We start from the raw sequence: 14,394 nt of genomic DNA, 5'->3' as shown, positions 1-14,394 counted from the left end.
GCGCGGATTCCGGGGTGAATCCACCCCTGAACCTCGCGAGTCCGGCGTCCGGACTCTCCCGGGAATCGCTTCCCGGAAACTCACTTGTAGCGGTAGACGATGCGACCGCGGGACAGGTCGTAAGGAGAAAGCTCCACGACCACGCGGTCCTCGGGCAGGATGCGGATGTAGTGCTGACGCATCTTGCCGCTGATGTGCGCGAGAACCTTGTGACCGTTCTCCAGCTCGATGCGGAACATCGCATTCGGCAGTGGCTCGATAACTCGACCCTCGACCTCGATGGCCCCGTCTTTCTTCGCCATATCCTCCGCGATCCCGCTTACGCTGAAACCCTGTGTGGTCTCAACTCTTCGGCTAGCTTGTCACTGCAGTTACCGGTGCACTGCAGTTACCGGTGCACTCCAGTCGACCCGGTGCCATACTCTTCGTAAGTCCCAAGCGGACACACAGTCGCATGAGCACAGACGTCGGGCAGGTGCACCGCCGACCAAGCTTACCCGTGCGCCCGCGATCCGGCCAAATGCGGTCCCCTCGCGCTGTTCGCGGCGGCTTCTGCGCACCGTTCGCGCGGCTTCGGCTAATGGTCGGCGAGCGGACCGCGCCCGGTCAGCGGGCCCCACGCCGCGATCAATCCGAGCATCACCACCAGTGCGACCGTGATCACCGTGAACACCGCACCGGGCCCGTGGTTGTCCAGCAGCGGGAGCAGCACGAACGGCTGCACGGCGGTGCTCAGTTTCGACAGGGAATAGGCCGTACCCGAGGCGGTGCCGCGCACGGTCGTGGGGAACGACTCCGGCAGATACGTGTGCAGGGCGTTGGAGAAGATGTTGCTGGCCAGGGTGAACAGGCCGCCCGACAGCAGAATCAGCGGCACGCTGGTGGCGAATCCGAAGACGAGGCCGAACAGCGCCATCAGTCCGGCCGAGGCCAGTACCAGGTATTTGCGCTCAGTGCGCTCGATCAGCGGAATCGACAGCAGCGAACCCAGCGGATAGCCCAGATAGGTGACGGTCAGATAGCCCAGCGAGTTCACCACCGTGAACCCCTTGTGCTGCAAGACCAGCACCGCCAATGTGCCGAAACCGTAGTAGCCGAACACCTGCAGGATCATCACCGCGGAGAACAGCAGGGTGCGGCCGCGATTGGCGCCGCGCAGGATGTCGGCGAACGCCACCTTCGCCGGGGTCCCGGCCGCCTTGTCGTGCTGGGCCTGCCAGCGCGGGGACTCGGGCATGTGCCGGCGGGCGACGAAGACCAGGGCGGCGCCGAGTCCGCCGAAGACGAACAGCCAGCGCCAGCCGTCGGTGCCGAACGGTTCCAGCGGAACCAGCCACCGAGCCAGGAATCCGACGGTCGGGACCGCGCAGAATCCGATGGTGTAGGCGATGGCGATCATCCGCCCGCGGACCTGCGGCGGCATCGTCTCCGACAGATAGGTGTCGGAGACGGTCATCTCCGCACCGATGCCGAGGCCCGCGAGTACGCGCGTCGCCATCAGGAACCAGACGTTGGGGCTGAACGCGCCGAGCAGGGTGAATCCGGCGTACACCCCGATATTGATCATGAACATCCGGCGGCGCCCGAAGAGGTCCGAGAGCCGGCCGATGAGCAGGGCGCCGAGGAATTGGCCGACGAAGGCGGAGGCGAGGATGCCGCTCAGCTGATAGGTCGACAGCGCGAGCTGCTGCTTCAGCACACCGGTGATGGTGCCGGCGAGGAACAGTTCGTAGAGATCGAAGAACAGACCCAGGCCGACCAGGGCGACGAGTGTGCGATGGACCGGACGGACGGGAAGTTCGTCCAACCGGGCCGCGCGGGGATCATCGCCTGCGGTGATTGCCATTTCGATACGCTCCCGACCTCGCAAATAAGGGGCAACCGAACCACGCGGCGCGTCCGCCGTCCGGCTTGTCGGCTGTGGGTAGGACGCCCGTCACGGCCGATAGCCCTCGCGTAAACTACCGGCTGTCCAGGAAATCGGTCCAGCAGATCCCAGGGGGACACCCGTGAGCGTGCGCAGCGAGCGAATTACGGACGCAGCGCCCTCGAACCCGATCGGCACGATCCCCGGCGAGGCCCCGACCACGAACCGCGGTGAGGTACTGCCGTGAGTCGCAACAACAACGATCTGCCGATGCTGCCCCCGTGGCTGTCGGAGAGCGATGTCACGCAAACGGGATACGAAGCTCCGGTCGAGAACCTGCCGCACGAGGAGTACATCCCCGAAGACAGCGGTCCGCGGCGGTTGTTCTCCCGCAAATCAGACGATCGCGCGGACTCCGACAAGAAGGACTCCGACAAGAAGGATTCCGACCGGAAAAGGCGGAAATCCCGGCGCAAGGACAAGGCCGACACCGAGCCGGCCGCCGGTGAGGCGGCGCCCTCCTGGGGACCGCCCGAATCCGCCGCGCCCAGGGGCGATGCACAGCCGGGGCCGGAAACATTGCGCGGCAACGGTTCGCAGAGCTCCGAGGCGATGCCGGGCCAGCACGCGCCCGACGGCTACCGCCCGGACGGCACCCAGGGTGTGATCCCGGCCGATTTCCGTGCGCAGCAACAGAATCAGTTCTTGCAGCCGCCGCAGGCAGCGTCCGGCCCGGTCACCCCGCTTCCCTCCGCGCCGTTGTCCGGCGAGTTTCCGACGGCACCGCCGCAGACTCCCACCCACCCGCCGATTCCGCCTGCGCCGCAACATATGCCGAGCACTCCGGTTCCGGCCGCTGAAAGCGCGGATGCGGAGATGACCGTGCGGGTGACGCGACGGCCCGACCTGCCGCCGCCGCCCCAGCAGTCGGCGCCGACTCCGCCGCCGCTGCCCGAGTGGCCTGCCTCGGCTCCCCCCGCCCGTCCCGGGCCGCCGCCGAGGCTGGGCGTGCCGGAAGGGTACGAGGACGCGTCGTCGCATCCGAACAACGCCGGTGCTCAGCAGGTTTCGTCCGCATCGAACGACACCACGGCCGCGCCGACCGCAGGCGCACCGGACCTACCCCGGCAGTCGGCGCACGCACGCCCCGCCTCGGCCGACACTCCGGTCGGGACCACTCCCCCCGTATCGGCCGACGTTCCGGCGCACGGGTCGGCGGGCGGTCCGTTCGGATCGAACCCGGATGCGAGTGAACACGCCGGGAACGTGGGCGTGCGAACTTCCGGCGTCGTGGAGGAGGCGCCCGCGTGGCTCGGCCGGGCAACGGAGCAATCGCCCGCACCGGCCGATTCCGCGCCCGGGCACGGCGACGCCGCCGCGGCTTCGGTCGCGCATCGGGCGACCGAGGATTCGGGTGCGCCCGGCGAGACCGCCGTATCGAACACTCCCGGTGCGCGCATCCCCGGCGCGGCGGCGGAAGACTCCGGGCACGGAGGCGGCACCACGTGGGATGCGTTCGCAGGCGGCACCGCCGGAGTTCCGCACGGTAGCGATTCGACTTCCGGTACGCGGCCCGTCCACTCGCCGACGATGGGAACCCATGCGCCGGAAAGCGATTCGGGTGCATCGTCGGTGGTCGGTGGGGTGGGATTCTACGGCTCCGGGAATGCCGACACCGGTGGCGCCGGTTCGGCGGGTCCGCAGTGGAGCGGGCGGCATCGGCTCGTCTCCGAACCGGTGTCGGCTCACGAACCTGCCGTGCGGCCCGGACCGGATGCGGGCACCGCCGCGTGGAACGGGATGGACGCGGTACCGCCGCGGCCCGATGCGCGGCCGCAGGCGCCCGACGGAGCGAATCCGCCGTACGGCGTCGCGCCACAGATACCGCAGTACCAGCAGCCGCCCGCTCCGGACTTCGGCACGCACACAGACCGTTCCGGCCCGCTGCCGCAGGCGCCGAATTCCGAATCGACGATGGTCGTCGGCCCGCAGGGCGTTTCGCAGCCTCGGATCCCACAGCCCGCCCCGGACGCCCAGTGGCACAGCGGGCCGCAACCGCCGCATGTGCCGGGCCCGGCGACCGGTCCCGAACAGCAGTGGGCCGCACGGCAGCCGGATCAGTACTCCCAGCCGCAGCAGTACGCGCGGCCGAATCCGTATATGCCCGGGCCGCACGTCAATTCGCCCGAGCAGTATCAGCAGGCTGCCAACCCACAGGCCCAATATCAGCAGGCCCCGAACCCGCAGGCGCAGTACCAGCAGGGTCAGCCGCCGCAGCAGTACCCACCGAACGGCGTGACGCCCTCGCTGGAGGATGTGCCGATGCGCCGGGCGAAGAAGGCCCCCGGTTCGGGGTGGCGGCGCGCGGTGCACCACATGTCGGGCGGTGCCATCAATCCGGGTATGTCCGCGGAGGAGCGCCGCCTGCAGGAATTGGTGGCTCGGATTCGGCAGCCGGTGCGCGGCGACTACCGGATCGCCACCCTGTCGTTGAAGGGCGGCGTCGGCAAGACGACCACTACCATGGGCATCGGCTCGATCTTCGCCTCCATCCGCGGCGACCGCGTGATCGCCGTCGATGCCAACCCGGACTTCGGCACACTGTCGCAGCGGGTGCCGCTGCAGACCCGGTCCACGGTGCGGGATCTGTTGCTGGATCAGCAGATTCGCAGTTATGGCGACGTGCGGCGGCACACCTCGCAGGCCACCAGCCGGCTGGAAGTGCTCGCCAGCGAGCGTGATCCGGCGGCGTCGGAATCGTTCAGCGAGGACGAGTACCGCCAGGTGCTGCGCGTCCTGCAGCGGTTCTACAACATCATCCTCACCGACTGCGGTACCGGACTGATGCATTCGGCCATGGCGGGAGTGCTGGATCTGGCGCATTCGCTGGTGCTGATCTCGTCCTCGGCGATCGACGGCGCCCGCAGTGCGGCGGCGACGCTGGACTGGCTCTCCCTGCACGGGCACGACCACCTGGTGCGCAATGCCGTAGTGGTGATCAATCTCCCGCGCGAGGGGTCGCCGAATGTCGCGATTCAGCATCTGCGCGAATACTTCCTGGCCCGGTGCCGCGCCGTGCACGTCATCCCCTACGACCCGCATCTGGCCGAGGGCGCCGAGATCGATCTGGCCCGGCTGCACAAGAACACCAAGCGTGCGCTGGTCGAACTGGCGGCGACGGTGGCCGACGATTTCGCCACCGACCATCGGCGGTTCGGCGGTTACTGAGTGCCGCGGGCCTGCCAGGTGAGCGGGGTCGCCCGAACCTCGGCGATACTGCGTCCGCGGCGGCGCCGGAACAGGCCCCGCAGGGTGCCGGCATTGAGGTAGCCGACCCGCGCGGCCACCGCCTCCACGGTGGCATTGGTGGTGTGCAGCAGCCGGGTGGCGCGTTCGAGGCGGATCTCGTTCACGAAATCCCGTGGTGACATCCCGATTTCGGCCTGTGTGGCACGCTGCAGGCTGCGCACGGTGACGCCGAGTTCGCGGGCGGCGTCGGTGATCCGGAACTGCTCGGCGATATGTCCACGCACCCAGCGTTCGAACGCCGCCACCAGCGAATTCCCGCGCGCGATCACCTGCGGGACGATGTAGTCGCGTTGCTCGCCTCCGCTGCCGGCCAACAACATCCGGGCCGCGCGTTCGGCTTGGGCGGGACTGCGACCGGCCACCGTGGCCAATGCGAGGTCGAGGTGCGCCAGGGCGGCCGCGGCCGTCGCGATATGACCGGAGCGGCACAGGATGCGCCCCTCGTCCAGGTCGACGTTCGGATAGCGGCGGCGGAAGGCCGGGCCGAGCCACCAGCTCGTCGTCGCGGGCAGCCCGTCGAGCACCCCGGCCTCCGCGAGAAAGAAGGTTCCGGTGCACGCGGCGGCCAGCGCTGTCCCCGCGCGGTGCGCCTGCGAAATACGTTCCAGTACCGGCCTGTTGGCGGGCGCGGCGATGAGGTCGACCACCGCGTCCGCATCCACGGCCAGCACCGCGGGCACGATGATCGGGCCGATGTCGGCGGGTACTTCGGCCAACGGGGTGGTGGGAATCAGATGGCCGTGGCCCGAGCGGACGCTGCTGCCGAGCGCGACGGTGTGCACCCGCCACGGTTCGGGCTCGAGCTCCGGATCGTCGACGAGCGAGTTCGCCGTGTTGAAGACCTCCAAGACGGCGGCGAGACCGAGGTCTCCGACGCCGTCTACGACGAAAACCGCTACATCCATGTCGTAAACAGTACTGAATGCGTCGGATACGACACTGATATTGCGCGTATCCACCGCTTAGGGTTGCCGGTATGACGGTGTGGGTGAACAGAGGTGCGCGATGCGCATCGTGAGCACTGCGTGTCACCTCTTCGGATACGAGGTCACCGCGGCGGGGCCGTGCGCGGTCGCGCTGAATCCGGCGGCCGTGCGCGCCCGGAAATTGTTCGTGGACTGCCTGGTCCTGCAGATCGCGGTCGAGCCGGGCGATGCCGCGGTACTTCCGGCGGCGGTCGAGGTCGTGAAAACCATTGCGCTACACAACGACGCCCGCTACATCGTCGTCGAAAGCGTGGCGCCGTGGGCACGAACCGATCGACGCGCCGGCGGTGGTGACCCCGACGACGTACTCACCGGCTTGGCGGATGCGCTGGACGTCGTGTCCGAGCTCACCGAGCGCCTGGAGGAACGCGGCGAACTGGTTCACCTCATACCGTTCGGCTGGAACACGATTCGCTTCACCGAACTGGCCGGTGGGTCACGACCACGGCGGGTGACCCGGTTGAATCCGGCACCGCTGCCGGCGGATCGGTCGCGGCACAGCCGCGCACCGCGGATCGCGGGCTCGTGCCGATCGCTGAGCTACTAGACCGACTCACCAGGTCGGCAGGCGACGCCGTCCGGTGAGTACCTCCCGCACCAGATCGTCGTAACCGTCGGCCAATTCGGCCAGGTGATGCCAGGCGCTATGCAGCACATCGTCGTTCGCGTCGAGGGTCATCAGCGCGTGGTGCGCGCGGACCGACGCTTCGGCCAGCCGGTCGATGACGGCGCCGATCGTTTCGGTGTGCAAGGTGGCGCCGGAACCCTGCTGCGGCACGGCGCGGACGATCCAATCGTCGATCGCCATCACCAATTCCATTCGCCGTCTGCCGATTTCGATCATCAGGGCGGAGTCCGGATCCGGCGTGGAACCGCCGCGGCCGAGCTGGCGTTCGAACAGTACCGCCAGGTCGCGCGCGAACCACAGGATCGGGCCGCCGATCACGCGATGCCCCCGGCACGCACGCAACAACAGATCCGAACTCGGCAGAACTTCGGTCGTCAGGAACTCGACGGCCGTCGGTGTGTGTGGTGTGTCGGGCAATGCCACGACCACCATCGGGGACGTCTCCAAACCAGCCACGTTGCCTCGCCGTCGTCGCCGTACAACCAATGGTCAGGACGTTCATTACAATAAACCTCTGAATGTGTGTGTCAAGGGTCACACCGCCCCGTCAACCAGCAGAGTAAACTTTCTTTCCTTGAAGGTACAACCGAGGAGCGAGATGGCCGCCGGTCCGAGGTACCAGCGCATCGCCGATGTCCTACGGGAGGCGATTCGCGACGGCACGTACAAACCTGGTGATCGCCTGCCCAGCCACAACGAGCTGGCCGATCAGATGCACGTCTCGATCACCACCGCGCGTAACGCGATTCAGGTGCTCGTTGCCGAAAACCTGCTGTTCACAGCGACTTCCCGGGGCACGATCGTGCGCAGCCAGGAGGTCCTGGAATCCGTGGTGACCAGCCACATTCGGCGCGACCGCCCCAAGTCGGCACACGACATCTTCTCCGAGACCGCCCGTGCCGCCGGGCGCGAACCGGCCAAACAGTTCAGCGCCCGAATGGAACCGGCCGGTACGGAAGTCGCGCACTGGCTCGGCGTGCCGAAGGATTCCTGGGTCGTCGCCCGCACCGTCGTGCAGTACCTGGACAACGAGCCGTGGTCGTGGGAGGTCAGCTACTACCCGCGTGACCTGGCTGAACTCACCGGAATCGATTCCCCGCACGACATTCCGGAGGGCACCACGCGGCGACTGGCCGCGCGCGGATATCCCGAAACGGCCCACCGGGATACAGTCGTGGCGCGCCCCGCGAATGCCGACGAAGCCGCCGTCCTGGGCGTCGGAGCCGGCACCATGCTGCTAGACCATCTGCGCATCGGCGCCAGCAACACCCGCATCATGCGGGTCACCCGCCAGCGGTCGCTGGCCGCACGCAACCGGCTGGCCTACGAACTCGGTGACGACGAGGGCACCGCCCTCATCCGCAAGACCCTGGGGGCGCCGCATCCTCCGGGCAACTCCCATTCCTTCGGTAACTCACTGGTTCCCGGTTCACCATGACGATCCGCATCCGCCAGGCCCGCTCGGCCGATCTCGGCAGCATTTGCCGACTACGGCTCCAACGCACGGCCTGGCTTGCGGCACGCGGGTCGGATCAGTGGACTCGGCAGGGCCGGGGGCTGTCGATCGAGCGGTTTGCGCACGCCGTCGGCCGGTCGGTCTCGGCCGGGGAGACCTGGGTGGCGGAGGTCGACGGCGAATTCGCGGGAACCGTCACCGTGAACGATCGCGCCGATCCCGGCCTGTGGTCACCGCGGGAGATCGCCGACGCGGTGATCGTGCACTACATGATCGTCGATCTGCGCTTCGCCGGGTACGGTGTCGGCCGCGCGCTCCTCACCCATGCCGCCGCGCTGGGCGTTGTGCGGCAACGTCATTGGGTGCGGCTGGACGCCTGGACCAGGAATACCGACCTGCACCGGTACTACCGGGCGGCGGGATTCCGGCTGGCCCGCATCGCCAACCCGGCCGTCAGCGGACCGTCGGCCGCGCTGTTCGAACGCCGCGCCGACAGCTGGGACCTACCGGAACCGATCCTGCGGCAGCACCTGCCCGCGGACCGGGGAGATCCGGTGCCCTGACCTCAGACCGGCGGCAGATAGCTCACCTGCACCATTTCGTTGTCCCGGGCACGGGATACGAGCGTGCCCCGGCCCGGTGCCAGCTTGGCCGACCGCACGTCGCCGAGCAATTTGCCCTCGTCCTTGGGCGCCGACATCAGCAGCGCGTCGACCGACAGGTCCTTCATCATGCCCAGCACTTTGTCGTACAGCGCCCGCGAGGCACCGCCGGAGCGCCGCGCCACGATCAGGTGCATACCGATATCGCGGGCCTGCGGAATGAATTCCAGCAGCGGTTCGAGCGGATTGCCCGTACCGGTGGCGACCATGTCGTAGTCGTCGACCACGATGTAGATCTCCGGCCCGGTCCACCAACTGCGGTCGCGCAACTGCTGCGGGGTGATGTCCGAACCCGGAATCCGTTGCCGCAGATAGGCGGCGACCTCCTTGATCATGTCGAACGACGTCTGGCCGGAGGTGGAGTAGCCGGCGAGCTGCTGCCCCTCCAGAACACCGAGCATGGTGCGCCGGTAATCGATCAGGATGATGCGCGCCTGCTCGGCCGTCGAATTCTCGGTGATGCCGAGCACGATGTTGCGCAGCAGCGTGGTCTTGCCACATTCCACGTCGGCGAAGGCCATCAGGTGCGGCTGGGCGTCGAAATCCATGACCAGCGGTGTCAATTCGTTCTCGCCGAGGCCGACGACTACCCGAGTGGCGCTGCATTCGATCCCGCGCTTCGCGGCCTCGGCGAGCACCTGTTCACGCGGCACCCGCAGCGGCAACATGCGGACCGCGGGTGCGCGCCGATCGCCGTACAGCTCGGCGAACTGGCCGCGCGCCAGCGCGATTCCGTCGGAGAGAGTCGCCGGATCGGAGCTGGAATCCAGGCGCGGCAGGGCGACGAGCATATGCAACTTCTCCGGCGTCAGACCGCGGCCGGGGCGGCCCACCGGTACCAGCACCGCGGTACGGCGGTCCATTTCGGAGTCGCTGGGGTCGCCGAGGCGCAGTTCCAGCCGGGTGCCGACGAGATCCTTGACCGCCGGGCGGATCTCGCCCCAGCGGGTGGCCCCGATCATGAGGTGGATGCCGTAGGACAGACCCTGCGCGGCCAGTGCGTTGAAGGCCGGTTCCAGTACGTCGAATTCGGCGCGGATGGTCGCCCAGCCGTCGACCACCAGGAAGACGTCACCGAACAGATCCTGCGACAGCGGGTCCGCCGCTTGTTCGGCCGGACTCCGCTGTGCCAGTTCGGCTTTGCGGCGGCGAAATTCGTGGATCGACTCGATGCCCAGCTCCCGGAACCGCTCCTCGCGCTGGTGCAGCAGGGTCACCATCTCGGCGACGGTGCGGCGCACCCGGTCGACATCCATGCGCCCGGCCACCGAGCCGACATGCGGGATGTCGGACAGACCCGCCAGCGTGCCACCACCGAAGTCCAGACAGTAGAACTGCACCTGCTCCGGCGTGTGGGTGGCCGCGGCCGCCATGATGATCGAACGCAGCGTGGTCGACTTACCGGACTGCGGACCGCCGACCACGGCCAGATTGCCCTGCCCCGCCGACAGATCCACGATCAGCACATCGCGGCGCTGCTCATAGGGCTTGTCGATCACACCGATCGGCCACCACAACCGGCCGTGCCGGTTCACCGGCGAGCGCCAGTCCGGGTCCGGTAGCAGCATGTCCACCGACGGTGATTCGTCCAGCGGAGGCAGCCACACCTCGTGGGCCGGGCGGCCGTGACCGCGCAGCCGGTCCACGACCACGTTGAGCAGTGTCTTGGGCACCGTTTCGGCGGGGGTGCCGGGCGGCAGTTCCAGCTCCGCCTCGGGTGAGCCGGGCGGCGGCGGAAGTTCGGGGCGGCCGAGCGGCCCGCGCGCCTGGGTGGCCGCCACCGGTGTGCGCACCGGGACCGGCGCCGCGGTGAAGACCACCGGCTCCTGCCCGCCCCCGCGCTGCCCGCCGCCGGTGCGCCCGGGCGCGTTGCCCGCGGGCGATTCGTAGGCGCCGGAGACGTAGCAGGCGTTGAACCGCAGCGGATCGTCGGCATCGCTTTTGAGGTACGCCGAGCCCGGCACACTCGGCAGGTGGTAGGCGTCGGTGATGCCGAGCACCGCGCGCGATTCGTTCGCGGAGAAGGTGCGCAGGCCGATCCGGTAGGACAAGTGCGAGTCGAGGCCGCGAAGTTTGTTCTCCTCGAGCCGCTGCGAGGCCAGCAGCAGGTGGACGCGCAAGGAGCGGCCGAGGCGGCCGATCATGACGAACAAATCCGCGAAATCCGGTTTCTGCGAGAGCAGTTCGGAGAACTCGTCGACGATGATGAACAGTGCGGGCAGCGGATCCAGCGCCGCGCCGGCCGCGCGGGCTCGCTCGTATTCGGTGACGTTGGCGAAGTTTCCGGCCGAGCGGAGCAGTTCCTGGCGCCGGGTCATCTCACCCGACAGCGCGTCCTTCATGCGGTCGACAAGCGCGATCTCCTCCTCCAGGTTGGTAATCACCGCGGCGACGTGCGCGAGCGATTCGAGTCCGAGGAAGGTGGCGCCACCCTTGAAGTCGACCAGCACCATGTTCAGCTGATCCGGCGAATGGGTCGTCACCATGGACAGCACCAGGGTGCGCAGGAATTCGGACTTACCCGAACCCGTTGCGCCGATGCACAATCCGTGCGGTCCCATACCGTTTTCGGCCGACTCCTTGATGTCGATCTCGACCGGGGTGCCGTCGGGAGTGATACCGATCGGCACGCGCAGCCGCTCGCGATCGTTGCGCGGGCGCCACACCGACGCCGGATCGATCTGCGCGGCATCGGGAATCTTCAACAGCTCCATCAGGCCGGGCACGGCTCGCGATTCGTCGCCGAGGCTCACGATCTGCGCCGCGGTGGCCACCCGATAGCGGGCCAGCGCCCGCGCCAGCGTCTGCGCTTCGGCGATCGTCACCGGGTCGGACGTGGCGAATTGTTCCACGCCCGCGGCAGATCTCGCGGCGACGGTACCGTCGGCGACCACCAGTTGCAGACCGCGGCGCACCGCGAGCCCGGCCTGCGGCGCGGTGAGGTCGAGCACCGTGACCGAGTCCAGGCCCGCGTCGCTGACGATCCGCTCGGTACCGCTGACATAGCCGTCGTCGATGATGACCAGCAAATGGATGCGCCCGGCCGTGGGCTGGGCGTTGCGCATGAACCGGCCGCGCTCGAGCAGTTCGGCCGCCATGGAGGTCTCCAGTTCGGCCAGCGAGCGATACATCATCCGGGCCGCGCCCATGCCGTCGCGGTCGACCGGATGCTGCAGGTGCGGAAGCCATTTCGCCCACGACCAGGCCTCGGCGTCCGGGTCGGCGCAGATGATCGCGACCGCGGCGTGGTCGGGGCCGTGAAAGGTCACGTATTCCATCAGCATGGCGCGCACCAGCATGCGCGTCTCGTCCGGGCGGCCCTCGACGTTGATCGCCGGGAACGCACGCAGCGACAGGGCCGTGGGCAGGCCGTGCACCACCGAATGGGTGCGCACGAAGCGGCGCAGCGCCACCGTGGACACCGGCTCGAGGTCCTCGAGCGGACCGGTCTCCGGGCGGGCCAGTTTGGTGGCCAGCCGGTGACTGCCGACACCGACGCGCACATGCCCGAAATCCGGGTCGTTGGGGCGGCGTTCCCACATCCGGCGGGTGCCGGCCACCGCGCGCAGATCGGCCGGTTCCGGATGGCTCCAGATCAGCGATTGCAGCTGTGCGCCACCGGTTTTGCGGACGTCGCGGCGGACCTGGTCGAGGTAGCGGAAGTAGTCCTTGCGTTCCTCGTTCAGTTCGGCGGCGCGCTTGGGGCCGCCCGAGCCACGCATTCCCGCCATCATCCCGACCATCGACATCAGCATCATCATCGGAAACATCAACATGAAGGGGTTGGCGAGCAGATTGCGCCCCATCATCACCATCATCGCGAGCATGCCGACCACCGCGACCACCATGACCACGGGCATGAGCCGCATCAGCAGAGCGGGTGGCACCGGCCGCGGTATCTCCGGCGGGGCGGTCAGCGCCACCTCCCCGCCCGGTGCCCGCGGCGGGGCGATCCGCGGTCGGCGCACGAATCCGTCGGTGGACATGCCTACTCTCCTCGAGGCGAGTCGGTCCCGGGGGGAGCCGGGGTGGCGGAAAGGTATCCGGCGGCCGGATCGTCGGCGACCGGTTCGGGTCGCCTGCGCCGGTAGGGAAGGGCGGCGGCCCAGCCGACGGCCAGCAGGGCCAGCAACGCACCGGAGCCGATGATCGCCACCCGGCGCGGCAGCGGATCGGGGCCCGGATCCGGGGCGGGCGGCGCGATCGCCCGTGGCACCTGCGCGGCCTTCCCCGGTGGCGGCGGCAGCTGCGTGGTGAGCGCCGCCAGCGGATCGACGAGGCCGAATCCGACCCGATCGTCGCGGTCGGCACCGGGGTTGTGCGCGGTCCGCTCGATCCGATCGATCACCTGCGCCGCGCTCAGCTCCGGAAATCTGCTGCGTACCAACGCCGCCAGACCTGAAACGAAGGCCGCCGAGAAGCTGGTCCCGTCGATGGTCAGCGGTCCCTCGTCACCGTGTTCGGTGTCGACCAGGCCGGTTCCGCCCGGCTTGCTGTCGAGGGAGATGATCGACCGGCCGGGCGCGGCGACGCCCACCCATGGGCCGTGGATCGAGAACGGCGAAGTCGCACCGTCCGGATCGGTCGAGGCGACCGAGAGCACGTACGAGGAGAACCACGCCGGGCTGATGACGGTGCGCACCCCGTTCCAGCCGCTGGTGTCGTTCTGGGCCGAGCAGGCGGACTGGTCGAGATTTCCCGCCGCGGCGACCACCACGACATTGTGATCGGCGGCGTACTTCACCGCCGCGCCCAATGCGCCGTCGGCGGTTTCGGAACCGGCTGGGCTGCAGGACACTTCGGAGATGTTGATCACGGTGGCGCCCATGTCGACCGCGCGCACCACGGCGGCCGCCATCGTCAGCACGTCACCGTATCCGCCGGCGGCGACCTTGCCGGTCGCGTCGTTGTTGCGGTTCTTCGCCTCGTACTGCAGGCTCAGCTGCCGGATAGCCAGGATCTGCGCCTCCGGGGCGACCCCGGAGAAGGCGTCGGCAGGGCTGGGGCGCGCGGCGATCAATCCGGCGACCAGGGTGCCGTGGCCGTCGCAGTCCTCGGTGCCGTCGCCGGCGGTTACGAAGTCGCCGCCGGGCTGCAGGTCCGGCAGGCGCGGATGGCGGTTCACCCCGGTGTCGATCACGGCGACCTTCTGCCCGGCGCCGCGACTGAACTTCCAGGCCCGGTCCAGATCGAGAATCCGCTGGGGCAAGGGTGGATCCCGCGGAATCGCTCCGGTCAGATACGGTTCGGCGCAGACCGCGCGCTTCTCGGTCTGGTCCGGCGGACCGTTCTTCGCGTTGACGGCCAGCGCCTGCCCGAGGGCGCCCTCGTCGATCGCCGGCGGGGCGACCGCGGTCGCGGGACCGCCGCCGAGCAGCGACGCGCCGAGTACCGCCGCGGCAGCGGCCACGCGCAACCGGCGAGCCGCTCCGCGCGCGAAACCCGCTACCGGACAATCCCTTCCGTAGCGCAGCACAGCCATCGCC

General features: G+C 68.7%; 10 protein-coding genes. 4 read left to right on the top strand and 6 right to left on the bottom strand.

Annotated features, from left to right (window positions below; genetic code table 11):
• Nucleotides 1-80: 80 nt before the first annotated feature.
• Nucleotides 81-302, bottom strand: a complete 222-nt coding sequence (gene infA, locus C5E41_RS27980; protein ID WP_003886926.1) for a translation initiation factor IF-1 — start codon at nucleotides 300-302, stop codon at nucleotides 81-83.
• Nucleotides 303-577: 275 nt separating this feature from the next.
• A complete protein-coding gene (locus C5E41_RS27975) occupies nucleotides 578-1,846 on the bottom strand; it encodes an MFS transporter (protein ID WP_104378729.1) in 1,269 nt (422 codons plus the stop codon).
• A 264-nt stretch (nucleotides 1,847-2,110) separates the two neighbouring features.
• Between C5E41_RS27975 and C5E41_RS35415 the strand changes: the two genes are divergently transcribed.
• Entirely contained in the window at nucleotides 2,111-5,095 is a 2,985-nt protein-coding gene (locus C5E41_RS35415) for a nucleotide-binding protein (RefSeq protein WP_258081310.1), read from the top strand.
• Here C5E41_RS35415 and C5E41_RS27965 read toward each other — a convergent pair.
• Entirely contained in the window at nucleotides 5,089-6,081 is a 993-nt protein-coding gene (locus C5E41_RS27965; protein WP_104378728.1) for a GlxA family transcriptional regulator, read from the bottom strand. The two genes, C5E41_RS35415 and C5E41_RS27965, sit on opposite strands and share 7 nt — an antisense overlap.
• A 100-nt stretch (nucleotides 6,082-6,181) precedes the next feature.
• Between C5E41_RS27965 and C5E41_RS27960 the strand changes: the two genes are divergently transcribed.
• Entirely contained in the window at nucleotides 6,182-6,709 is a 528-nt protein-coding gene (locus tag C5E41_RS27960; protein WP_104378727.1) for a hypothetical protein, read from the top strand.
• 6 nt (nucleotides 6,710-6,715) lie between these two features.
• Here the strand turns inward: C5E41_RS27960 and C5E41_RS27955 are convergent, their stop codons facing one another.
• Nucleotides 6,716-7,237 carry a DUF4254 domain-containing protein gene (locus tag C5E41_RS27955; RefSeq protein WP_258081309.1) on the bottom strand — a complete coding sequence of 174 codons (522 nt, stop codon included), beginning with the start codon at nucleotides 7,235-7,237 and terminating at the stop codon, nucleotides 6,716-6,718.
• Between the two features lie 151 nt (nucleotides 7,238-7,388).
• On the opposite strand from C5E41_RS27955, the gene C5E41_RS27950 reads away from it, so the two are divergent.
• Together C5E41_RS27950 and C5E41_RS27945 are read left to right on the top strand one after the other, a co-directional pair.
• A complete protein-coding gene (locus C5E41_RS27950; RefSeq protein WP_104378725.1) occupies nucleotides 7,389-8,228 on the top strand; it encodes a GntR family transcriptional regulator in 840 nt (279 codons plus the stop codon).
• Complete coding sequence (locus C5E41_RS27945; protein ID WP_104378724.1) at nucleotides 8,225-8,809, top strand: GNAT family N-acetyltransferase; 585 nt, start codon at nucleotides 8,225-8,227, stop codon at nucleotides 8,807-8,809. Before C5E41_RS27950 ends, C5E41_RS27945 begins: the two co-directional genes overlap by 4 nt.
• Nucleotides 8,810-8,811: 2 nt before the next feature.
• Here the strand turns inward: C5E41_RS27945 and eccCa are convergent, their stop codons facing one another.
• Both eccCa and mycP read right to left on the bottom strand, forming a co-directional pair.
• Nucleotides 8,812-12,894, bottom strand: a complete 4,083-nt coding sequence (gene eccCa / locus C5E41_RS27940; protein ID WP_104378723.1) for a type VII secretion protein EccCa — start codon at nucleotides 12,892-12,894, stop codon at nucleotides 8,812-8,814.
• Between the two features lie 2 nt (nucleotides 12,895-12,896).
• A complete protein-coding gene (mycP, locus tag C5E41_RS27935; RefSeq protein ID WP_104378722.1) occupies nucleotides 12,897-14,390 on the bottom strand; it encodes a type VII secretion-associated serine protease mycosin in 1,494 nt (497 codons plus the stop codon).
• Between the last annotated feature and the right edge of the window lie 4 nt (nucleotides 14,391-14,394).

The organism is Nocardia nova (genome assembly GCF_002933465.1).
Taxonomy (GTDB): Bacteria; Actinomycetota; Actinomycetes; order Mycobacteriales; family Mycobacteriaceae; genus Nocardia; species Nocardia nova_B.
The sequence above is the reverse complement of the archived record's forward strand: the minus strand, read 5'-3'. Positions and strand labels throughout refer to the sequence as shown.

Excerpts from the sequence above, each read along its gene's own strand:
- infA (WP_003886926.1), bottom strand. The coding sequence starts at position 302 with ATGGCGAAGAAAGACGGGGCCATCGAGGTCGAGGGTCGAGTTATCGAG.
- C5E41_RS27965 (WP_104378728.1), bottom strand. The coding sequence starts at position 6,081 with ATGGATGTAGCGGTTTTCGTCGTAGACGGCGTCGGAGACCTCGGTCTC.
- C5E41_RS27960 (WP_104378727.1), top strand. The coding sequence starts at position 6,182 with ATGCGCATCGTGAGCACTGCGTGTCACCTCTTCGGATACGAGGTCACC.
- eccCa (WP_104378723.1), bottom strand. The coding sequence starts at position 12,894 with ATGTCCACCGACGGATTCGTGCGCCGACCGCGGATCGCCCCGCCGCGG.
- C5E41_RS27945 (WP_104378724.1), top strand. The coding sequence starts at position 8,225 with ATGACGATCCGCATCCGCCAGGCCCGCTCGGCCGATCTCGGCAGCATT.
- C5E41_RS27975 (WP_104378729.1), bottom strand. The coding sequence starts at position 1,846 with ATGGCAATCACCGCAGGCGATGATCCCCGCGCGGCCCGGTTGGACGAA.
- mycP (WP_104378722.1), bottom strand. The coding sequence starts at position 14,390 with ATGGCTGTGCTGCGCTACGGAAGGGATTGTCCGGTAGCGGGTTTCGCG.
- C5E41_RS27950 (WP_104378725.1), top strand. The coding sequence starts at position 7,389 with ATGGCCGCCGGTCCGAGGTACCAGCGCATCGCCGATGTCCTACGGGAG.